At 41.3% G+C, this 20,736-nt stretch carries 23 protein-coding genes; 8 read left to right on the forward strand and 15 right to left on the reverse strand.

Annotated features, from left to right (window positions below):
* Positions 1-38: 38 nt before the first annotated feature.
* The gene (locus DI077_RS15285) at positions 39-638 is read left to right on the forward strand and encodes a hypothetical protein (RefSeq protein WP_109021176.1); all 600 of its coding nucleotides are present in this window, start codon (positions 39-41) and stop codon (positions 636-638) included.
* Here the strand turns inward: DI077_RS15285 and DI077_RS15290 are convergent.
* Genes DI077_RS15290 through DI077_RS15300 form a run of 3 tightly spaced genes read right to left on the reverse strand, consistent with a single transcriptional unit; the run spans position 624 to position 3,707 of the window.
* A complete protein-coding gene (locus DI077_RS15290) occupies positions 624-1,709 on the reverse strand; it encodes a DUF1574 domain-containing protein (protein WP_109020998.1) in 1,086 nt (361 codons plus the stop codon). The two genes, DI077_RS15285 and DI077_RS15290, sit on opposite strands and share 15 nt — an antisense overlap.
* An 11-nt stretch (positions 1,710-1,720) precedes the next feature.
* Positions 1,721-3,199 carry an MBOAT family O-acyltransferase gene (locus DI077_RS15295; RefSeq protein ID WP_109020997.1) on the reverse strand — a complete coding sequence of 493 codons (1,479 nt, stop codon included), beginning with the start codon at positions 3,197-3,199 and terminating at the stop codon, positions 1,721-1,723.
* A gap of 7 nt (positions 3,200-3,206) precedes the next feature.
* Positions 3,207-3,707, reverse strand: a complete 501-nt coding sequence (locus DI077_RS15300; protein ID WP_278321643.1) for an NYN domain-containing protein — start codon at positions 3,705-3,707, stop codon at positions 3,207-3,209.
* Positions 3,708-3,759: 52 nt separating this feature from the next.
* Between DI077_RS15300 and DI077_RS15305 the strand changes: the two genes are divergently transcribed.
* Both DI077_RS15305 and DI077_RS15310 read left to right on the forward strand, forming a co-directional pair.
* Positions 3,760-4,515, forward strand: coding sequence for an SDR family NAD(P)-dependent oxidoreductase (locus DI077_RS15305; protein WP_109020995.1), 756 nt, complete (start codon positions 3,760-3,762; stop codon positions 4,513-4,515).
* A 1-nt stretch (position 4,516) separates the two neighbouring features.
* Positions 4,517-5,971: an FAD-binding oxidoreductase gene (locus DI077_RS15310; protein ID WP_109020994.1), complete on the forward strand. Its 1,455-nt coding sequence runs from the start codon at positions 4,517-4,519 to the stop codon at positions 5,969-5,971.
* A 23-nt stretch (positions 5,972-5,994) separates the two neighbouring features.
* Here the strand turns inward: DI077_RS15310 and DI077_RS15315 are convergent, their stop codons facing one another.
* Genes DI077_RS15315 through DI077_RS15350 form a run of 8 tightly spaced genes read right to left on the reverse strand, consistent with a single transcriptional unit; the run spans position 5,995 to position 13,859 of the window.
* Positions 5,995-7,500 carry a mechanosensitive ion channel family protein gene (locus DI077_RS15315; protein ID WP_109020993.1) on the reverse strand — a complete coding sequence of 502 codons (1,506 nt, stop codon included), beginning with the start codon at positions 7,498-7,500 and terminating at the stop codon, positions 5,995-5,997.
* A 15-nt stretch (positions 7,501-7,515) separates the two neighbouring features.
* On the reverse strand, positions 7,516-8,658 hold the full coding sequence (locus DI077_RS15320; RefSeq protein ID WP_109020992.1) for an LptF/LptG family permease: 1,143 nt from the start codon (positions 8,656-8,658) through the stop codon (positions 7,516-7,518).
* Positions 8,655-9,941: a PP2C family protein-serine/threonine phosphatase gene (locus DI077_RS15325; RefSeq protein ID WP_109020991.1), complete on the reverse strand. Its 1,287-nt coding sequence runs from the start codon at positions 9,939-9,941 to the stop codon at positions 8,655-8,657. Before DI077_RS15325 ends, DI077_RS15320 begins: the two co-directional genes overlap by 4 nt.
* A 28-nt stretch (positions 9,942-9,969) precedes the next feature.
* On the reverse strand, positions 9,970-10,386 hold the full coding sequence (locus DI077_RS15330) for an acyl-CoA thioesterase (RefSeq protein ID WP_109020990.1): 417 nt from the start codon (positions 10,384-10,386) through the stop codon (positions 9,970-9,972).
* Between the two features lie 9 nt (positions 10,387-10,395).
* Positions 10,396-12,543 carry a penicillin-binding protein 1C gene (pbpC, locus tag DI077_RS15335; protein ID WP_109020989.1) on the reverse strand — a complete coding sequence of 716 codons (2,148 nt, stop codon included), beginning with the start codon at positions 12,541-12,543 and terminating at the stop codon, positions 10,396-10,398.
* Positions 12,540-13,136 carry an RsmD family RNA methyltransferase gene (locus tag DI077_RS15340; protein WP_109020988.1) on the reverse strand — a complete coding sequence of 199 codons (597 nt, stop codon included), beginning with the start codon at positions 13,134-13,136 and terminating at the stop codon, positions 12,540-12,542. Before DI077_RS15340 ends, pbpC begins: the two co-directional genes overlap by 4 nt.
* On the reverse strand, positions 13,133-13,678 hold the full coding sequence (locus tag DI077_RS15345; RefSeq protein ID WP_109020987.1) for a tetratricopeptide repeat protein: 546 nt from the start codon (positions 13,676-13,678) through the stop codon (positions 13,133-13,135). Before DI077_RS15345 ends, DI077_RS15340 begins: the two co-directional genes overlap by 4 nt.
* 1 nt (position 13,679) lies before the next feature.
* Positions 13,680-13,859 (reverse strand): hypothetical protein, encoded by a 180-nt coding sequence (locus DI077_RS15350; RefSeq protein WP_109020986.1) that lies wholly within the window; start codon positions 13,857-13,859, stop codon positions 13,680-13,682.
* 70 nt (positions 13,860-13,929) lie between these two features.
* Here DI077_RS15350 and DI077_RS15355 point away from each other — a divergent pair, with 70 nt between their 5' ends.
* From DI077_RS15355 to DI077_RS15375, 5 genes are read left to right on the forward strand one after another with little or no spacing between them, the layout of a single operon-like run.
* Entirely contained in the window at positions 13,930-14,940 is a 1,011-nt protein-coding gene (locus DI077_RS15355; RefSeq protein ID WP_242935237.1) for a hypothetical protein, read from the forward strand.
* Positions 14,937-15,296 (forward strand): hypothetical protein, encoded by a 360-nt coding sequence (locus tag DI077_RS15360; RefSeq protein WP_242935238.1) that lies wholly within the window; start codon positions 14,937-14,939, stop codon positions 15,294-15,296. Before DI077_RS15355 ends, DI077_RS15360 begins: the two co-directional genes overlap by 4 nt.
* Positions 15,297-15,303: 7 nt before the next feature.
* Complete coding sequence (locus DI077_RS15365) at positions 15,304-15,720, forward strand: SufE family protein (RefSeq protein WP_109020985.1); 417 nt, start codon at positions 15,304-15,306, stop codon at positions 15,718-15,720.
* 50 nt (positions 15,721-15,770) lie between these two features.
* On the forward strand, positions 15,771-16,970 hold the full coding sequence (locus DI077_RS15370) for a serine hydrolase domain-containing protein (RefSeq protein WP_242935239.1): 1,200 nt from the start codon (positions 15,771-15,773) through the stop codon (positions 16,968-16,970).
* 5 nt (positions 16,971-16,975) lie between these two features.
* Complete coding sequence (locus tag DI077_RS15375; protein WP_109020983.1) at positions 16,976-17,287, forward strand: hypothetical protein; 312 nt, start codon at positions 16,976-16,978, stop codon at positions 17,285-17,287.
* Positions 17,288-17,333: 46 nt separating this feature from the next.
* Here the strand turns inward: DI077_RS15375 and DI077_RS15380 are convergent, their stop codons facing one another.
* The 4 genes from DI077_RS15380 to DI077_RS15395 are packed head-to-tail and all read right to left on the reverse strand — an operon-like array spanning position 17,334 to position 20,647.
* Positions 17,334-17,504: a DUF2191 domain-containing protein gene (locus DI077_RS15380; RefSeq protein ID WP_109020982.1), complete on the reverse strand. Its 171-nt coding sequence runs from the start codon at positions 17,502-17,504 to the stop codon at positions 17,334-17,336.
* Between the two features lie 52 nt (positions 17,505-17,556).
* Entirely contained in the window at positions 17,557-18,465 is a 909-nt protein-coding gene (locus tag DI077_RS15385; RefSeq protein WP_109020981.1) for an energy transducer TonB, read from the reverse strand.
* Positions 18,446-19,471, reverse strand: a complete 1,026-nt coding sequence (gene ruvB, locus DI077_RS15390; RefSeq protein ID WP_109020980.1) for a Holliday junction branch migration DNA helicase RuvB — start codon at positions 19,469-19,471, stop codon at positions 18,446-18,448. Before ruvB ends, DI077_RS15385 begins: the two co-directional genes overlap by 20 nt.
* Positions 19,472-20,647: a trypsin-like peptidase domain-containing protein gene (locus tag DI077_RS15395; RefSeq protein WP_109020979.1), complete on the reverse strand. Its 1,176-nt coding sequence runs from the start codon at positions 20,645-20,647 to the stop codon at positions 19,472-19,474. It lies immediately after the preceding gene.
* Between the last annotated feature and the right edge of the window lie 89 nt (positions 20,648-20,736).

A 20,736-nucleotide genomic window follows, 5' to 3' on the forward strand; every position in this document is an offset into this window, starting at 1 on the left:
AAAAATACATGAATCCGAGTCCTATGAAAGATATGTTTATGAATGCTTTTTTTTATCTGCTGATTTTCAGTTTACTCTTTGTAGGGACATTGAATGCGGAACCCGGTTCTTCTTTGAGTACGAATGTGAAGGAAGTCACTGCCAGATTGCAGGATCTGGCACTTTACCCCGCCCTCTCTAAAAAAAGACTTTATGGTGCGATCAACAAAGGCGGCGCGATTCGTTTTGATTTAAAAGCTTCCGAAGCGGCTCCTCAATCCCTGGGAATCGGTATCGCCGGTGACGGCACTTTAAAAGAGTGGCAGCTAACCGTATTTAGCGGGAATGGTCCTGAAGAAGTGGCGCCCATACTTCGGAAAGAAAAAATCACCGGAGAAAACCAATGGGTGTTCGAGATTCTCGCCCCACCGGAAGAAGTAGTGATTGAGATTAGAAATTTAAATTCTTCCCATGCGATTGCAGTGGTGGAAGTGATCCACGGATACTATTTCGGATATTCGATGGATAAAGAAAATACAAACAAACCTGTTGTGCCGAACCCGGCTCAAAAACAAAACCCGACGGAACCTGAAAAACTATCACCGAACGATTTACAAAACAGAGTGGAATTCATCCGCACTCCATTACGGAACGAATGAAATCAGTTTGTTCATAATATAATCCGTATAAGCAGGATAACAAGACGGCGACATATGTCCTGCGTCGCTAAAAGCATCACAAGTATAATTCGGATCATCATTCATATTCCAAAAAGGGATGTTTTTCGTTTTGTGGAAAGCGGACATCCTTGGCATCCAATCTTCATAGACAGTACCCTTTTTCCCGTCTTCCAAACCAACTTCCTTATGGCGGATATGATCCAGATAAGGTATGGACAAACGCACCCAGATCACCGCCGATTTTACACCGAGCCGATCCGCAATATCGATGGATTTGTCTATAAAGGTCAAAGTATTTGTGGAAAAACGGAATGGAACCAAATAAGAATGAAAATCACCTAACGCTGATTTCTTGAGAAGTTCGTCGGACAGAATCGCTTCATGAGTCCCCGGAGTAATGGCCGATCCTTTCCCTTTATCCAAACGACTGAATAAATTGTCACGAAGTTCTCGATAAGGAAGCAAAAACGATTTTCTGTTTTTTGCACGGGCAATGATTGTTTCCAACTTCGGTCTGTACTGATAAGTTCTAAACATTCGTTTGGCGATGAGTGTAGAGACCTCGTCGGTAGTGAATAAATTCATATGACGAAGCACAAAAGAGACGTCCAAACCGTTCGTAAGAGTTTCATCCACTTTCAAAGTTGCTGCGGAATTATAAAGTTCCACAGAATGATCGAATAGAAAAAAATCAGGCTTTACTCCGTCCGATTCGAACTTCTCCATCCATTGCAAGGTATAGTCGGACTTTCCACCCGGTACGGAAAAGTTGAACATGATCCAACCGGGATATTTTTTTTGGATGTATTCATTATCAAATAATAAGGCTCTTGAATTTCCGAAATAAACCAGAACCTTTTCCCGTTTTTCCAGTTTGAGATATTCTTTCAAAGATTTGTACAAATCGTTTTTTTGAATGTAGTTAATGTCCGAAAGTGATTTGGAAAAGTAAGTATGAACGTTTTCCAATAGAATCAATTTGTCGAGTGCAAAGGTCAGGGCGATTACCAAAAAAGGAATCAGTAAAAACTTATGTTTGAATAAATCCATATTTGCCCCCGTTAAAATTTATAATAAATGAAATCGCCGCCGTCCTGGGAAAGAGTCGCTAACATGAAAATAGTAAAGACTCCGATGACAGGTGCGAGATAAGCATCGTATTTTCTATATTTGCTCCAATACTCCGGAAAGTATTGAAAATGATGGAACAATAACAATACCACGGCCATATAACTCACCCGCTCCAGGTTTTCTATATGAGAAAAAGAATAAAGCGATCCGCTTCCGAATAAGGAAGTCGCTCCCACAAGCCAGGAATTCGAATCCGATCGTACCAAAGATTCCAATGAAGAAGGAAGATGGGTGAAGATACCTGCGAAGAGATCGACCATTAAACTGGCGCTATTTGATCGGAACATAAGACCGCTGATGGAAAACAACATAAAAACAATCAGAGCTTTCAAAACAATAAGAACCTTGTTTTTTGCAGGAGTGAGCTTCCAACCCAAGCGATCTTCGAGAAATTTTTCTCCGGCCAAAATCACTCCCCAATAAAATCCCCAACAGATAAAAGTATAATCCGCTCCGTGCCAGAATCCACCCAAAGTCATAATAATGATCAAATTGAGATAGGTTCTGAATTCTCCCAAACGAGAGCCACCTAACGGAAAATAAATATAATCACGAAGCCAGAAAGAAAGAGTAATATGCCATCTTCTCCAAAGTTCCCTTCCCGAAAGGGAAAAGAAGGGACCGGTAAAGTTTTCAGGAATTTCAAAACCCAAATACAATGCGATGGATCGCGCCATATCCGTTAACCCTGAAAAATCGCAATATACCTGGATGGAATAACAAACTCCCGCCATGATAAGCGAAAATGAATCGTAATTGGACGGACTGCTGAAAATAGGTGAGATCGTGGTAGACATCGGATCTGCAACTAACACCTTTTTGATGAGTCCCGACATCAGTAGATAGGAAGCCCGATACATTTTTTCTTTGTCCGGGTTCAGCTTTTCCAGATTGGGAAAAAAATCCGTCATTCTCATGATCGGTCCTGCAATCAGAACGGGAAAGAATGCAACGAACAAAAAATAATCGAAAGCACTTACCACTGGTTTGGAAGGATCACGATATGTATCTACCGCCGCGGCGATCACCTGGAAGGAATAAAAGCTGATGGCAAGAGGAAGTACGATATGTACGAGATTCGGAACTTCTTCAAAAAACGGATAACCTGTTACATCCGCAAGGAAGCGGTTAAAAAAATAAAAATATTTAAAAAATCCCAAGTTGAGTAAATTAAAGCTAACGGAAAGAGTTAAAATTCGTTTACTCTTTGTTTTGCGAATCTGAGTGTATAAAAAATAATTCAGTGCGATGACTGATAAAAAATGAATTGTGAAAAGAGGAGAAAAATAGGTGTAAAAGGAAATACCGGATAATAATAAAAACGGTTTTCTATAAGAGCGCGGCAGTCCCCAATAGAAAAGATATACGACTGCAAAAAAAATTAAGAATGGAATTGAGTTGAACAACATGGAATGGTTATGCTAAAAATTGTTTTTCCCAATAATCCCGGTCTTTAGTCGCTGTCAAGCCTTCTTTGACCTCATCTATTTCAGCGTCTTCTTTGGCCTCTAAAGAGGCCAACCAGTCTTTATAAAACTCTTCCGAAGTTTTACGTTTGGCTCTGATCCTTCTGGCAAAATTAACAATCTCTTTGTCGGATGTTACCACCAAACAATGAGAAGGAATCGGTGCTTGTTTCAAATAACCAATGATCAAATCGTCCGCTTTCTGGTCATGGCTGTAATGAACCGACATTCCTTCATAGTCTTCCGAGTAACAATCCGAAAGAAGATCCTTTTTACCGTCGAAAAATACCAAAACCTGGCAATTCTTTTCGTCCTTATAAAACTGCCATAGATAGGCCAAAAGCCCTTCTCTTGCCTCATTCAACCGGTAATCGACCAAATAAAAGGCCAAATCGGGGAATTTGTAGATCAAATTCATCCCATCGACTAGGATTCGTTGGTTTACAGACACTTCCCCTATTGAATGAACTTGCCAGATTCCCTAAAACCAAAAAATAGGAGCCATAGTGAAAAAAATAATCGTAATCGGTGCATCAAGCGGGATCGGAAAAGCCATTGCAGAGGCTGAATTGAAGAACGGATCGGAAGTGGTTCTCGTTGCTAGACGAGAAAAAGAATTGAAGGCGATCGTTTCCAAATGGAACCAAAAAGGGCAAACAAAACCCGCAATCCAAATCGTAGCGGACGTAACTCAGTTTGCTTCCGCAGAAAAAACAATCGCAAAAGCAATTAAAGAATTGGGCGGACTGGATGAAGTATATTACGCTTCCGGAGTTATGCCTGCTGTCGCTTCCGATGAATACAATACTACGAAGGATTTGCAGATTTTAAATGTAAATACATTAGGAGCCGTTGCTTATCTCAATCCTGTTGCTACCTATTTTGCAAAACAAGGCAAAGGTAAAATCATAGGAATCTCTTCCATTGCAGGGGAAAGAGGAAGAAAAGGAGCACCGGTCTATAACACATCAAAGGCGGCACTCAACACTTATCTGGAAGCTCTTAGAAACAGACTTGCCGAAAAAAATGTTCAAGTAACAACGATTAAACCTGGGTTTGTAAAAACAGAAATGACGGAAGGTTTGGATCTTCCCGAAAAAGGATTATTGAAAGCAATCACTTCCGAAGATGCTGCGGAGCAAATTTTAAAAATAGTTGCCAAGGGCAAAGACGAAGCCTTCGTCCCAGGCATCTGGAAATTGGTGGCACTCATCATAGTGAACATTCCCAATTTTATATTTAAAAAATTGAGTATCTGATATGGTCGCAAAAAAAAATTCTAAAACAAAAACCACCCCTTTGAAAATCGAACTTCCCAAACCGGAAAAAGTGGAAGCTTGGGGAATGAACAAGTATTCTTTAAGCTCTGTTTTGCGACCAACGACCGAAGAAGAAATTCAAAGTATTTTTCAAAATGCGAATCTTACAGGAACCAAGATCGCACTGCGAGGAGGAGGATGCAGTTATGGAGATGCCTCCATCAACAGCGAAGGAATTGTTTTGGATTTGACCGAGTTCAATAAAGTATTGAATTTCGATACGAAAACCGGAATCATTACGGTTCAATCCGGAGCGAGAATCAAAGACCTCTGGGAAACGGGCATTGAAAAAGGTTTTTGGCCGCCGGTTGTTTCCGGAACGATGATGCCTACCGTCGGCGGAGCACTTTCCATGAACATTCACGGAAAGAACAATTTCAAAGTAGGAACCATCGGAGAACATGTAAAGGAATTCACATTCCTCACTGCCAAAGGTGAAATTTTAAAATGTTCTCCCAAAACAAATTCGGATCTATTCTATTCCGCCATCTCCGGCTTTGGGATGTTAGGTTGTTTTCTAACAGTACAAATCAAAATGAAACCGATTTATTCGGGCAAGATGCGGGTATTTCCCGTTCTTGTAAAAAACTTCGATGAACTTTTCGATTATTTTGAAAAAGAATACAAATCTTCCGATTATCTGGTGGGTTGGATTGATGCGTTTGCAAGCGGTACGGCTATGGGGCGGGGGCAAATTCATAAAGCAGTCAATCTAAGCGAAGGGGAAGATCCTGATTTTCCGGATAACTGCCGTTTGGATAGACAACATCTTCCTTCACGACTTTTCGGAATCATTCCTAAAAAATGGATGTGGATTCTAATGAGACCTTTCAGTTTTAATTTGGGAATGCGACTGATTAATTTTGCGAAGTATATTGCGAGTATTCTTGTGAATAACAAACCTTATCTTCAAGGTCATGCGGAATATGCATTTCTACTGGACTATGTTCCCAATTGGAAATTCGTTTATAAACCTGGAGCGATGATCCAATACCAGGTATTCATTCCGAAAGAAACCGCAAAAGAAGCTATGAAGGAAATCTTTTCTCTGGGCCAATCTTACGGAATCATAAACTACCTATCCGTATTTAAAAAACACAAACCTGATCCCTTTTTACTCACCCATGCGGTGGATGGATTTTCCATGGCAATGGATTTTCCGGTAACAAGATCCAATAAGGAAAAATTATGGAATCTATGTTATGCGATGGATGAAGTGGTTTTAAAGGCGGGAGGACGTTTCTACTTCGCAAAAGATTCCACACTTCGCAAGAGAGTGATGGAAAGTTATTTTCCGAAAGCAAACCTGAAAAAGTTTTATGCTATGAAAAAGAAATACGATCCGAAAGGGATTTTACAAACGGATCTTTATAAGAGAATTTTTCTCACGGACTAAAAACAAAAATTGGGATGGCGGACTTAAGGAAGAAATTTGCCGTCTTCCCAATTTTTTAAAAAACCAACCATATACTCTCTGAGCTCCGTTTGCAAACGAAAACTCTCCTCGGGGTTTCTACCCGAAGCCTGGATCTGAACCGTGATATAATTCGGACTCGTTTCTATAATTTGAATTCCGAATGTAGCGCCGCTAAAAAGAGGGTGATCCAATACGAACCGAGTCGCTTCTTTTTTCAGTATCTCAATAGGAGTTTCATAACGAACGTATAACAAAACATTGCCGATCGTTTCCGAACTGATCTTTGTCCAATTCTCAAACGGCTTTTCCAAAAAATAGGAAATAGGAACGATGAGTCTGCGCAGATCTTTCGTGCGAATCACAATGAATGTAAAATGAATTTCTTCGACGAGTCCGAATTCCTTTTCCACCACAACATTGTCCCCGATGCGAACCGGTTGAGTCAAAACCAACTGAATCCCTGCAAACACAGTCCCTAATGTTTTTTGAGCCGCAAGACCGAGTGCGATTCCCGCAAGTCCTGCGGATGCAAGCAAAGAAACTCCGAATTGTTTCGCCTCGTCAAACTGCATAAATACCACGGACATTCCGATCAAAATCAAAATCAGCTTTAAAGTTCTTCTGATAACGACGGAACTGGTTTTGAATTTTTTATGTTCAAGAATATCGGTCTCCGTATCACCACCTAACTTTGTTTCTAGTAAGTCGGAAAACAAGTCGACTGACTTGTAAAGGAACCATAAAAAACTAAAAATCAACATCCCGTTCAAGGAAGATTGTAAAAATTGTTTGGGAGAGTATGCTAAATCCAATCCCTCTTTTAAGATGGTGAGTAAAATTCCAAACCAGAAAAGTCTTGCAGGTTTACGCAAAGCCAAAAGAAAATCGTTCAGATTTTCCGAACTCTTCAGTAAAATCTTCCCACCGATAAAATGGGAAACGGACTCAAACAAAAAAGATAACACAAACGATAGGGAAATCACAAAAGCAAGGCCGATCCATTGCCAGGACTCGACTCCTAAAAAACTGAAATAAGAAATCGAATCGGGAATCCAACGTTTCCAAGCAGGAGGATGGTACATATCGTACAGAACATCCACCGCATTCACGGTGCTTTTGGAAATTTTCCAAACCCTTTCCCCGTTTTGCAAAATAGGATGGATGATGATGGGAACGGTCCTTTCTCCGAAAGGAATGGAACCTATCCGCAAAGGGTTTTGATTTTTTTTAGATTCTTCCTCTTTAGGAACGGAATCCCAATCGATCCATAAAAAACGATCGAACAGATATCTTAACTTTTCGGCATCTAACTCTTGTTTCTCTTCGCTTACTACGGATGGAAATTCCAATGCTTCCTTTGCCTTCGCAAATTGACGGGATTCGGTATACTGATAGAAAAAATCCAAACTATGAAAGGGAGAACGAAGCGGCCCTTCCGTCTCAAGACCTTCCGCACCAACGGACAAAGCCGAAAAAAAGAAAATAAGAGAGTATATAAAAAATTTCATATCGCCTGGATCCGATCAGATATTCATTTTTTTATAAAATACATAAGCAAAGATAATAAACATCACCGGAGTGATCCATATCCCGAACCAGATGGGAAGTCCTCCGTTCTCCGCTAAAGTTTTCATCGTAGAATATAGAATATAATACAAAAGCACGACTGCGATCGTAAGTCCCAAGGATGCAACACCTGCGGATCGTTTGGTGATCGCACCGGCCAGAGCACCTAAAGCAACCACGATAAAAGACATGAGAGGCATTGCAAATGCGGCGTGTCTATGTACGATCACATCGCGATAAGGGATCCCTTTTCCGATTCTGGATTCGATCTCTTCCGCAAGCTCGAAAAAATTCATCTCTTCGGGATTCCGCGTAGGACGGGAAAAGTATTTTATATCTTCCGGGAATGGATATGTTCTCTCGGGGATATTTTCGCGGGATACTACTTCCAAATCCTTATTGAATTTTACTTCTTCCACATCATATAAAATCCATTGATGCGGGGATTCTATGAATTTTGCTTTTTGAGAAGATACTGTAAATACGGGAAGACCGTCCTCGGAGATTTCGATATAATTGAATCCTCCCTTAACCGTATTTTCCTTTTCATCGATCCAATACACATAATAGAATCCGTTCTTTCCTTTCACGTGGAATTGATAGACGAAATCAATCAGTTTGTTGGCACCTTTGGCCATATAACTGTATTGAATTTGCGCTTGTTTGTTGGCAGGAATCACGACAAACTGTTGAAAGAAAGTCATAAAGAGCCACATACAAAAACCGAAAAACAAAATAGGAGTGATGATCCGGAGAAAGGAAACTCCTGCAACCATTATGGCAACTAACTCCTTATTTACGCTGTACTGACCTACTACAAAACAAACGGAAAACATAAGTGCGGGAGATACGACTTGCACGAGCATTCCCGGAACGGAGTATAAAATATATAAATACACATGGGATTGTTGTACTTTGGAAGATACCAGATATTTCATATTATTGGTAAATTCATAGATGATGATCATCGAAGTGAGTAGAATCAAAGTACCTAAAAAGTTTTTCAAAAAATCGAAAAACAAATAGCGATCCAAAATCCGAAACGGAATGAATTCCCGTTTAAACCAAGTAAAAGGTGTTAAAAATAAATTTAATGTCATTGAAGTTCAAGTAAAAGCATACTCATATCATCGGATGCGGATTCCTTGGAATAGGCAGTCACATCTTCGAAAAGTGCGTTTAATAATGTTTCTCCTTTTTTATCGAAATGGTTTTTGATACTGTTTACAAGATTCTCTTCTCCGAAAATCTCATCTTCTTCATCAAAAACTTCTATCATTCCGTCGGAGTAAAACAAAAGTCTATCTCCTTCTTCCAAAACCCTGGAATAATTTCTAAGCTTAGGTTCCAACATGGATACAATCAATCTTCCGCTTCCTTCTAAAAACTGAAATTTTCCGTCCGTTTTCAAATGCAAAAGAGGAGGATGACCCGCATAGGAATAACTGATCTTTTTCGTCTCGGGAAAATAATAAACAACAACGGCACTGATATGGTTGGTTGTGACTAAGTTTTTCAAATCCTCGTGCATGGACTTCAAACAAGTCGCCGGTTCCTCTTCCACAGCATGGATGTTAAACGCCAGCACTGCCATGGCGGAAACCATTGCGGATGCAATTCCATGACCGGAAACATCGGCAAAAAAAATAGCGATGCTGCCGTCGGATCTTAATTTATAACTGATCGCATCTCCCCCCACTTTTTCAAAGGAACGAAAAAACGAAGTGAATTTGGTATTTGGAATTTTCGGCCAAGTAGTTGTAACGAGATTGTTCTGTATTTCCTGAGCAAGTTCCAAATCACGGGAAACCCGATCGTGAAAAAGTTTCAATTGGGATTCCGAATCTCTTAATTTTGCAACGGAACCAAGTCTTACATTCAAAGTAAGATAAGATACGATCGCCGGGGTGATGATGGATGTGATATAAAGAGAAAGATCTACTTGCGGGTCTACCGTATAAATCCCTACAAGAATTCCTGCAGACGAAACAGACACCAAATAATTCACAAGCCATCTGCGATCTACAAAACTCACTCCGATACAACTGATCACCATAACCATACCGATCAGATAACCGACGAAAAGCGAGTTCCAATAAAGTAGAGCAAGAGAATGCGTACTCATTGTATAAAAAAACACAAGAGTAATCGATTGGATGTATCTGCGAATCAGAAAGGAAAAATAAGAGAGAAGAAAAAAAGCGAATGTAACGCCGGAGTGAACGATTCGAATCCACTTCGGATCATAGAGGCCTTGTTCTTCGGTGGGGGCAAAAATTCCAAAAGCAATAAATGCGGAAAATACTCCAAGGCAAATCCTTGCGATTTTCAACACTTCCTGGTCCAATTGGAACTTGTCGGATTCTCTCCTATTTAGCTTCATGCTCATTCCATATTAAACAACTCCGGTCTCATTTAGAACCAAATTTTTCCCGAAAAACATCGGGAATCTGGGAAGGTTTTTGAAGTTCAAAATCAAACCAGATAAAACTGGCGTGTCCCGTCAGGACACAATCGTCCGTTTGATTCCACATGGAACATACAACTGTAAAAGCGCGGGATGAAATGGAATCCACTTCCAGGGAAACTTCCAATGTAGCGGGAAATACAACTTGTTTTCGATAGTCCATATCCAAATGGGTCAGTACGGGACCGAACCTAACCGGCTTTAGAGGAGAATCCCAAAGAGATTCCGCGGTAAAATAATCCGCACGAGCAGTCTCAAAATATCTAACATAAGTTACATTGTTGACATGTCCGAAGGCGTCCATCTCTCCCCATGCCACTTTTTGAAAATAACTGTGTTTGTATTTGGCGGGTTTTCCCATCTTTACTCCCTAACGAACTTCGAACGAAACTTGATCCAACACTTTTCCACTTTGATCCAAGAGCTCCAATTGGAAATTGCCTTTTTCCAAGTTCCAAAAAAAAGGTTCCGTAGCCGGTCCGAGGATTTTTTTATTCAAAGACCAATTTGAATTTTTTTCATACCGATTCAGTTTGAATAAGATTTTTTGTCTTCCTTTCGGGATATCGGGATCATCTGCAAAAACGGTCTGATCCGCAGGCGAAATGATTTTCGGCGGAATTTTGATTTTGGAAACAGGAAACGTTTCCATAGACTCGTCTTCCAAACCCTTTTCATAGTACGTCTGTTTGTTGGTATTGTAAAAAACATTTTCAGGAGGCTTCGGATAGAGGGAAGGAGTTTCCGAATGAAGGAATTCCATCACATCCCTCCAGACAGGAGCGGCGCCGGCGATACCGGAAACATCTTTCATGGGTAAACCTTTCGCATTTCCCACCCAAACTCCGACCGTGTATTCGCCGGAATAACCGATACACCAATTGTCTCTCATATCTTGACTCGTTCCCGTTTTCACCGCAGTGAAAAACGATGTGGATAGATGATTTTCCCAACCGAAACTTGGAGCACGCGCTTCCCTATCGGAAAGAATACTAGTAATTAAAAATGCCACCTCGGGACGAAAGATAATATTTTCTTCCGGCAAAATTTCATCGGAAGATGTCCGCCTATCTTTCGAAACTTCACCTAACTCTTCGAATCGAACCTTCGGCTCGGAATAAATTCCTGCATTGGCAAACGTTCGATAAGCGTTCGTTAATTCCCAAAGACTGACATCCGCCGTTCCCAAAGCGAGAGAAGGTCCGTAAAATTCGGGATAAGCGAGTTCCTTAAATCCCAGTTTGGATAATGTGTTTATGAATTTTCCCATATCCAAATAAGAAAGAGTTCTTACCGCAGGAATATTCAGGGAAGAACCGAGGCTTTGTTTTACCGTCACCTTACCCTGGTAAGATTTATCATAATTCAAAGGCCGGTAAATCCCACGAAATACGGGAATATCGGTCGGCGCATCATTCAGAATGGAACCGGGAGTGAGTTTTTTTTCCTGAAAACTTTGAGCATATACGAAAGGTTTGAGAGTGGAACCGGCTTGTCTTTTGGTTTGAATCAAATCAAGATAAGACACTTCGCTTGCACTACCCTGGTTTCCCAGATAACCCAGCACTTGTCCCGTTCGGTTGTGCAATACAAGCACGGCACCATCGGTAACATTCTGAGAACGAAGCGGGGAAATATGAGAAACAAGTATCTTTGCAATCCTATCCTGCAGACTTTTGGAAAGGGATGTTTTTTCACCATTGGAAATTCCTTTCTGAATGGAATAAGCTCCGAACTGTGGCGCAAAACTCGGATTAGCTGAGAACTCCATTCCCTTAAAAAACGATTTCTTAGCTGTCAATTCCAAAGAATCACAATCCTGAAATGTTTGTCCTTCCGTCTTTTTCTTGAGAATGCAGGCCCTCTCTATGATTTTTTCCAGATTCGCTTCGGGAGCACGGATTAAAACCGAAAGTATATAAGATTCATTAGGCGACAAATATTCGGGATCTTTTTGAAAAAGTCCCAAGCTCGCGGAATGGATTCCTTTCAATTCCCCCTTAAAATAAATCAAATTGAGATAAGCGGTCAGAATTTCTTCTTTCGACCAGGCCTCTTCCAAATCCATTGCTCTTTGGATTTGTTTCATTTTTTGGAAAAAACTACGCCTTCCCTTTTCCGGCTTCAGATCTCCATCCAAGAGGGAAACCAGTTGCATCGTAATGGTAGAACCGCCCCGAAGATTTCCCCCGCGAAATTTCTCCCAAACGGATCCGATAAAAGCAAGACTATCCACTCCTTTATGTTCCCGAAAATTCTTATCTTCGCTGAGAAGAATGGCATCGATTGTATGTTTGGCGAGAGTTTCCGAAGGTATCCAGGAAAGAGAACGATAATTATGTAATGTACGAATGGATTGGAGTTTTTCTCCGTTTCTATCAAGAATTAGAATATCGGAAGGGAGATAGGAAGAGCGGACTTCTTCAAAACGAGGGAATGCAAAAAGAGAAATACTATAACTGTAAGATAGCAGAAAAAAAAGAAGTTTGAATCTTTCTTTTCGAAACAAAAGGATCACATCTCAAAGATAGTCTCAATCAATGAATGGCTTCCATACTCTCTTTCCTTAAAAGGAACTTCCGACCAGATTTTATCGGATTTCTGGTGTTCCGGAATCTGACATAGAATGATGGAAGGCCGGGAAAGAGTGCTGCAATGTGCATATAGATTTTCAATCATATGTTTCATGCGATCGGGAGTTTCGGACCAATAAGTATAAGGAGGATCGAGATAGAATATATATGCTTTTTCCGTCTCCTGCTCCCACTTTAACGCATGCTTGGTGGCATCCTTTCGGAACAATTTGACATTAGCGAGTCCTTTGAACAATTTCAGAAGTTTGCCGAACCGATCCTGATCCAATTCATAAACCAAAATTCTCGCAAAATCCAAGCTATACGCTTCCGCTGCAATCTGTCCGCTTCCCGAAAAATAATCGCAGAACAAACAATCTTCCGCGCGTATATCCCAACCGGAAAGACGCGAATCGATCAGAGAAAAAATAGCTTTTTTGATCAGACTGTTGGTAAAGTTCTGGTGTCCCGAAATTTCATCCGGTGCGGAGATTTCTTTTCCTCTCCACTTTCCCGAGCCTACCCGCAAACTTTTCAATTTCCGACTTCTCTCCCGATTTCATTTTTAAGTGCAGTCATCTGTATTTTGTTTTTCTCGGAAGGATTGAGATTTTCCAATTCTTCCATTGCCCTTAAAGCCTCTTTCGGATTCTTTAATTCCAAAAGTCCCGCAGCCAAAATCAAAACCGCATCCACATAACGAGAATTAGTTTTTCCTTCCTTTTGAAACAGTCTACCCCATTTGATGAGGCTTTCGTATTCCCCAAGAACCAATGCTCTTTCCATCACCAGATACAATGCATTAAAATAATGTGAACTGTCTTTGCCGGTAGGGGGCGGAAAATTCATCGCCTTGGCTTTGATTTTTTCCCAATCCTGTTCCGTCGCAACGTAGAGATAAAAAATCCTAGAGTCCCAGTTACCGGTTTTAGAATTTAAAATTTTTTCCGAAAGACGAGAGACCGTTTCGTAATTTCCCCTTTTGTATTCATCATACAAAGACTTAAAAGAAGTTTCCTCCGAAAAAAGAGGGGAAATGGAAAATAGGCAAATTACGTAAATGGAGAAAAAAAGATACAAACTAAAGTTCTGTTATATTGGCAGATCCGCACATAGGGCAGATCAATTCCCAGGAATCGAGGTATTCGTCCTCCCCCTCTGCTTCCCATCTATGGTCGCAGTCCTCACATGCATAGGTCACAACGTCTTCGTTGAGACTTTCTGCCTCAATTTCATCATCATCAAATAAATCATCTTCCATAACACTCACACTAAATCATAAAGAAAAAGCCGTGTCAAGTGGGGAGACTAAAAAAAAATGGAGACTATCTATGGCGATTTACTCTAGATACGAACCTCATAGAAAGAAGAAAAGCGGAACCCCCTGGTTTCTGCTTATTTTCCTAATCATTCTTGGCTCTCTCGGGTACTTTTACCGAAAGGAAATTTTTTTTCTTTTTGCAAGGGATCAAAGTGTCCGCGCGGAAAAAGCGAAAGAAAAACTGATCGAACTCTGGAAATCGGACAAATTGAAAGAATCCGATATAGAAGACTTTCAAACGGTTGCGATCAATTTTTCCGAAAAAGACCCGACCGATCCGCAGGCATTTCACCTAATTGCGCGTAGTCTTTATTGGAATTTACCCCGAATCGGGATTTTTTTCGATTCTTCCAGTCTGGTACTGAATTTAGGTTCCGATTTTTCGGAATTTATCGGGAAGACCCAACTTGCCGAATCCACATTGGATTCGATTTTCTGGAACGCAAGAACCGCCGAAGCCGTTGCCAGTTCTTCCTTTTCCGATTGGGAAAACAACCGTCTGTTATTATTTCTAGCCGAAACCTATCGCCAGGTAAAAAAACCGGGGGCGCTTACAAAAGATTACGGTTCCATTGATACATCCAAACTTTCTCCCGAATTCCAATCCGTGTTTATCTGGCTTCTTACATATAACACTATGCAGGCGGGAGATGCAGTAGGACTGGAAAAAATCCTGGACGCAACAAAAAAGCCTGGTTATACGGGAAGAATTCAATTTTCCCCCAGGGAAGAAAATTTTCTGAAAGGAATGTCCAAATTCTATAAAAAAGATTATGTGAATTCACTTTCCCTGCTTCGTAGTACGAAAACCTCAAACCCTGACAAAATCACGGAAACAGCAGTCATCACGGAAGCGAATATTTTTCATATGCAAAATCTCACTCAGAAAGGTATTGATTTGTTGGAAGAGTATTATGCTTTTTCTGGCAAAAAAAATGAAGAGATTTTAAATATCATTCGGGTTATGCTGAAAGAGAGGCCGACGGCAAAAACGAAATTGGATGTGGGTCTTCCCAAATGACGAGCTTGCGAAATAAAGTTTATCTATTACTCATTTTTCTTTTGGGAATATTCAATTATTATTGCGGACTTTTTGAAAAACGCCTTCCTCCCAAAGGAGAGTTCTGCGATGTAATGGTAAAACCTCCCGCTTGTTTGTACGCCGATTTTGAAAAACGCAAACTCTTTTGGAACGATACGGAATATGAACTAACACTTCGTACACGGACAGAATATACGTTCCTTTACCAAGACAAGAAAGCGGAACTTTTGGTTTCTACACAAAACAGATTGGATATGAAACTTCCCGATTCAAATCAGCCACCGAAGTTTTATATGCGCAAAAAAGAAAAATTCGCACATGAACCGCCTAAATGACATTACTATGAAAAAATCCATCGCAGAGATTCAAAAAGAAATCATAGAAGAGTTTTCCGACTTACAGGATTGGGAAGAAAAATTCCAATACCTGATCGAGCTGGGAGAAGAACTCCCTCCCTATCCGGAAGAAAAACGATCGGATGCATACATAGTGCCCGGCTGCCAGGCCAAGGTCTGGGTCTATCCAAAATTGGAGAACGGTGCCTTGACATTTTTTGCAGACAGTGACACAGCCCTTACCAAAGGTTTGATTGCGATTTTAATACGAGTATTTTCCGACCATTCTCCCGAAGAGATAGCAAATGCTTCTTTGGGATTTATAGAGGAAATCGGATTGTCCAAGTTTCTATCCATCTCCCGAAGAAACGGACTTTCCTCAATGGTCAATATGTTACAAAATTTTGCCAAACACCCACAGTAATTTGTACTTTCCTTTCTGATCAATCCGGTATAGGATGAGTCCACTCTCGAATGATGGACAGTTGCATGTACAGATTGTTTCTCTTAATCTTCTTTACCTTCCTGTTAAACTGCGGTAAGGATCTCTCTCCTTTTGGCGGACCTCCTACAATTTCACCCCTACCGGACAGAACCAAACCGGAGTGGCCCACCCTCGACTGGAAAGAAACCAAACCGGAATCCGTCGGCGTATCGGGCGAAAAACTGAAATTAGTCGGTGAGTATGCTTTCGCGAGAACGGGAGATGAAACGGACAGAAAAGGAAAAAGAACCGACGCACTTCTTATCATTCGCAACGGGAAAATCATTTTCGAACAATATGCACGCAATTTTACAAAGGAATCCACTCACCTAACTTGGTCGGTATCCAAAAGTATCATCCAAGCGCTTTACGGGATCACGATTAAAAACGGACTGATCAAACTGGATGACCCCGGTTATTATCATTTTGAATCTTTAGGAAAAGACGAAGCCCATAAAAAAATCACGATCCGTCATCTCTTGAATATGTCTTCGGGTCTCGATGGGGAAGAAGGTTATGAAAGCGGACCTCTTAAATCTTCCGTGATTGCCATGTTGTACACCCGTGGAAGAAAAGATATGGGTGAATTTTGCAGCGAGCTTCCTCTTCGTGCGGAACCGGGCACCCAAGTTTATTATTCCAGCTGCGATACGAACATTCTGTCCGCCATCCTGAAAAAAGTCTATGGCCAGGAAGCTTACGAAGATTTGGTTTATACCAAATTATTCGGAACACTTGGAATCAAAAACGCTCCTTTCGAACAGGATGGGTCCGGCACATTTGTAGGATCGTCTTACTTGTATTTGACGGCGAGGGATTTGGCAAAGATAGGATATCTTTATTTGAATGACGGGGTTTGGGAAGGAAACCGTTTACTTCCCGAAGGTTGGGTGGATTTTACAAGAACTCCCGCTCCCGGTTACAAAACCACCCCTTTCAGTGAGGATCTTTCCCAAGACAATTATACATCCCACTGGTATGCAAATACGGGAGTTCCCGACAGAGGGGTTCCCGAACCTTGGCCGGATGGACCGAAGGATACTTTTGCAGCTCTCGGCCATTGGGGACAGATGTTATACGTAATCCCAAGTCTTGATATAATCGTTGTTAGATACGGTGACGATCGTGAGAAAGGGACTTTCAGCAAAAATGAACTTCTTAAACTTGTAAAAGAATCGGTAATCAGGTAGTCTTTATGAAAAAGAAAATTGCAATCGGTATAGCTAGTTTTTTCTTGATTTTACTTTTTTGGGTGCAATGGAATTGGAAACATTTATCCGCTTTCCCCGCCATTATCTCCAGTTTTTATTCCAAAGAATTCTGTTCTTGTTATTACGTAATGAAACAATCCGAGGAACAATGTCATAATTTCGCAAGACAATGGGTTCCCATTAGCCTATTCAACCTGGATCAAACTAACAAAGAAGTAACGGTTTCTGGTTTGGGTAGAACAAACAAGGCAAAGTATTTGGGAGAAAGATTGGGCTGCAGATTGGTGAATGATTGAAACCTTTAGGATACTGAAAAACAAAACAATCATTCCGATTTTTATTCTAAATTCCCTTGTGAACCGTATGAGTATACAAACGGATTTTAGCCTGCTTAAGCCATTCGGAAAGAGCCCTTTGGAGAGAGTCGGTAATATTCTTACCCCCGGAATATTTCTGAACTTCGGCAATCAGGTCATCTGGTAAAATAGCGGTCACTTTCGTACGATTGATTATACGATATCGATTCGTATAATCAACTTAAATCTCTATACCGATCGAGTCCGACCTATCTGTAATTCGGAAAGATAAAATTGATTCCGAAGATCAAACCCTTTGATTTGACTTCCTCGGGGACGATTCCGAAATTCTGTCCCCGGATGGAATCCATACAAGATTGATCCACTACGACCTGTCCTTGGGAAGAAACCAAACGGACATCCACTACTTTACCCGAATCGTTTAACATAAACAAAACTTTGGTCATCCCGGGTTTGATCCCTTCCCTGACTACGGTTCCGGCCATATCCCTATAGGCAAAGTTTCCTCCTCCCGGAGGAGCGAATGATTGTTCGATTTGGCGCAGCATGTTTTTAAAATAATGATAACCTGCAAGTTCTTTGGTAGGCACGGTCAACGCCTTTGATCCGTCCCAACGAAACAAAAAATCCTGCTGAAAGCGATAGTTGAAAGGAATCTTCATCATCTGTCCACTCGACTGACTTTGATTTGGTGATTCCTGTTGGTTCTGATTGGTTTTGGGGTCCGCTTTAAAAATCCCTACTTCGAATATTTCGTCTTCTTTTGTTTGTTCCGCCTTCGGTTGTGCGGTCGAAGGATTGGAAGCTTTGCTTCCGAATACAAACTCACGAAAAGAGGAAAGTGCATGAAACCCTTGTTTTTCGGTGAGCCCGCCACCGCCCGCGGACTCTTTATTGGAAAGAGCTTTGTATTCGTCTTTTTTATCGGGATTGATAAACTGTTGTTCTACCAGAACATCATAGATTTTTTCTTTTTCCTGCGCGGTCAGCTCTTCGGAAGCGGATTCTTCCCCTAACATCTTCCACAACATATTGCGGGTGATCAAATGGCCCAGGATCAACGAGGAAAGTAATACCACAAACGCTGCGGAATAGAATAAACGTTTTTCGCCCTCTTCCTTCTCGGGAAGTTGAAAATCAAAAAAGACCGGGGCCATCTTTTTCACCTAGTTTAACCTGTGTTACATAGGGATATCCCATATGTTCGTATGCGGCACGAGTCGCCACTCTTCCGGCCGGGGTTCTGTCAATCAGGCCGATACGAACCAAAAAAGGTTCGTATGTATCTTCAATCGTTCTTTCTTCTTCTCCGAGAACCACTGCAATCGGTTTGATTCCCACGGGTCCTCCTGAATAACGATTGATTAAAATATCCAGGATCTGCCTGTCTACACCGTCCAATCCCAGATGATCCACACCCATCCTGTCAAAAGCGAAACGACAGGTGGTGATACCGACAGATTTTTCATTTCGAACTTCTCCGAAGTCCCTCACCCTCTTTAACAGGTGATTGGCGATCCGGGGGGTTTTACGGCTTCTTTTTCCGATTTCCAAAGCAACCCCTTCTTCCAAAACAACGGAAAGTAGTTTTGCAGAACGATCGACTATGATTGCCATCTCTTCGTCGGAATAAAAATCCAATTTCAAATGAATCCCAAACCGGGATTTTAACGGATCACTGACCAACCCCGATCTTGTGGTAGCTCCTACCAAAGTAAACGGCTGTAATTGGATCTGGAGCGCATTTGCGGTCACTCCTTCCCCCACTACCAAATCCACAAAATAGTTCTCCATGGCAGGATACAATAGCTCCTCTTGTTTTTTAACAAATCCATGGATTTCATCAACGAAAAACACTTCATTGGTTTTCAGAAGTGTAAGAAACCGAACCAAATCAGCTCCCTTTGAAATAGCAGGCGCTGATGTAGAGGTAAAGGCAACCGAGAGCTCATTGGCAATGATATTGGCGAGAGTGGTCTTTCCTAGCCCGGGAGGACCGGAAATCAGAACATGGTCAAGTGGAGACCTTCGTTTTTTAGCGGCTTCTATATAGACGGAGAGGTTCTCCAGAACCTCTCTCTGTCCAATAAATTCGGAAAGTTTAGTAGGACGAAGCTGTGGTTCGTCTATGCTTTCCGTATTGATCTCTTCTCGTAAACCCACTCAATTTGGTTTCTGCTCCGGAGTGACCTGCGTCAAGATTTCATTTTTATTTCGAATGATTTTTATCTCGAGTCGTTTCCCGATTTTTGATCCTCGAACAAAATTAATCAGTTCTTCCGGAGCTGAAATTTCCTTTCCGCCGATCTCAATAATCACATCACCCAACTTGAGTCCCGCTTTGTCGGCAGGAGAACCTTTGATGATTTGTCTGACAATCGCACCTTTTTCCGAAGGAAGTTTCAACTGAGCAATGTCTTCTTCCGTAATGATATCAAGTCCTACCCCAAGCCAAGGTCTGACTACCTTGCCGTTGACTTTAAGTTCTTCCGCTACTTTTCTAGCCTCATTGATTGGAATGGTAAATCCGATTCCGACGGAACCTCCCGATTGAGAAGCGATCATCCGATTGATTCCGATTACTTCACCACGGATATTCAAAAGCGGGCCTCCGCTATTTCCCTGATTGATCGCAGCATCCGTTTGGATATAAGAAAGTCCGGAGCTATCAATCCCACCCCTTTGCACTGCTGAAACAACTCCCACTGTAAACGATTGTTCAAATCCGAGCGGAGCACCGATGGCAATCGCCCAATTTCCCACCTTTACCTTGTTAGAGTCTGCAAGAGGGATCGGTGTCAAAGTTCCTTTGGGTGCGTCAATCTTAAGTAAGGCAATGTCCATGGTTTCATCGGACCCGATGAGTTTGGCCTCGTAAGCTTTATGTGTTTTGAATTTTACAGTTAATTTGTCCATGTCCTTGATCACATGATGGTTGGTCATAATGTAACCGTCATCATTCAGAACAATACCTGATCCCAAACCGGTTTGTTTTTGTTGCATTACTTTGCCGGCGCCTTGTCCTGGTCTTCCTTGGCGTCCGAAAAAATGATCAAAAAACGGATCTCCCGCGAAGGGATGTTGTTGTACATTTACCGTACGTTCTGTAGCTATGGAAACAACACTGGGAGAAGCCTTATCAAATACTTCCTGAAAAGCATCTTCCAAAGCTACTGCTTGCGTTTGTGCGGGAGATAGTTTATCGGAACCGTCTGCTTTTAATTGTAATGGATTTTCAGAATGGGAGTCCCCACAGGTAATAATGGGTGATAAAAATGTCCCGATTAATAATGAAGTGGCGGCGACTGCAATGAATTTGAAAGGATTTTGTTTATTCATAGATCGTATATTCTTCTCCTTTGTTTAATTAGACTGGATTCAAGAACATTAGTTCCATACATCCCCATTTCCTCAAATCGAATTTTCCA

This window comes from Leptospira kobayashii, assembly GCF_003114835.2.
Taxonomy (GTDB): Bacteria; Spirochaetota; Leptospiria; order Leptospirales; family Leptospiraceae; genus Leptospira_A; species Leptospira_A kobayashii.

Bases quoted from the DNA above. Each gene is read 5' to 3' on its own strand.
- DI077_RS15295 (WP_109020997.1), bottom strand. From the start codon at position 3,199: ATGTTGTTCAACTCAATTCCATTCTTAATTTTTTTTGCAGTCGTATAT.
- DI077_RS15395 (WP_109020979.1), bottom strand. From the start codon at position 20,647: ATGAATAAACAAAATCCTTTCAAATTCATTGCAGTCGCCGCCACTTCA.
- DI077_RS15375 (WP_109020983.1), top strand. From the start codon at position 16,976: ATGAAAAAGAAAATTGCAATCGGTATAGCTAGTTTTTTCTTGATTTTA.
- DI077_RS15350 (WP_109020986.1), bottom strand. From the start codon at position 13,859: ATGGAAGATGATTTATTTGATGATGATGAAATTGAGGCAGAAAGTCTC.
- DI077_RS15325 (WP_109020991.1), bottom strand. From the start codon at position 9,941: ATGAAGCTAAATAGGAGAGAATCCGACAAGTTCCAATTGGACCAGGAA.
- DI077_RS15285 (WP_109021176.1), top strand. From the start codon at position 39: ATGAATGCTTTTTTTTATCTGCTGATTTTCAGTTTACTCTTTGTAGGG.
- DI077_RS15315 (WP_109020993.1), bottom strand. From the start codon at position 7,500: ATGAAATTTTTTATATACTCTCTTATTTTCTTTTTTTCGGCTTTGTCC.
- DI077_RS15355 (WP_242935237.1), top strand. From the start codon at position 13,930: ATGGCGATTTACTCTAGATACGAACCTCATAGAAAGAAGAAAAGCGGA.
- DI077_RS15310 (WP_109020994.1), top strand. From the start codon at position 4,517: ATGGTCGCAAAAAAAAATTCTAAAACAAAAACCACCCCTTTGAAAATC.
- DI077_RS15360 (WP_242935238.1), top strand. From the start codon at position 14,937: ATGACGAGCTTGCGAAATAAAGTTTATCTATTACTCATTTTTCTTTTG.
- DI077_RS15365 (WP_109020985.1), top strand. From the start codon at position 15,304: ATGAAAAAATCCATCGCAGAGATTCAAAAAGAAATCATAGAAGAGTTT.
- DI077_RS15330 (WP_109020990.1), bottom strand. From the start codon at position 10,386: ATGGGAAAACCCGCCAAATACAAACACAGTTATTTTCAAAAAGTGGCA.
- DI077_RS15320 (WP_109020992.1), bottom strand. From the start codon at position 8,658: ATGACATTAAATTTATTTTTAACACCTTTTACTTGGTTTAAACGGGAA.
- DI077_RS15290 (WP_109020998.1), bottom strand. From the start codon at position 1,709: ATGGATTTATTCAAACATAAGTTTTTACTGATTCCTTTTTTGGTAATC.
- DI077_RS15370 (WP_242935239.1), top strand. From the start codon at position 15,771: ATGATGGACAGTTGCATGTACAGATTGTTTCTCTTAATCTTCTTTACC.
- DI077_RS15385 (WP_109020981.1), bottom strand. From the start codon at position 18,465: ATGGCCCCGGTCTTTTTTGATTTTCAACTTCCCGAGAAGGAAGAGGGC.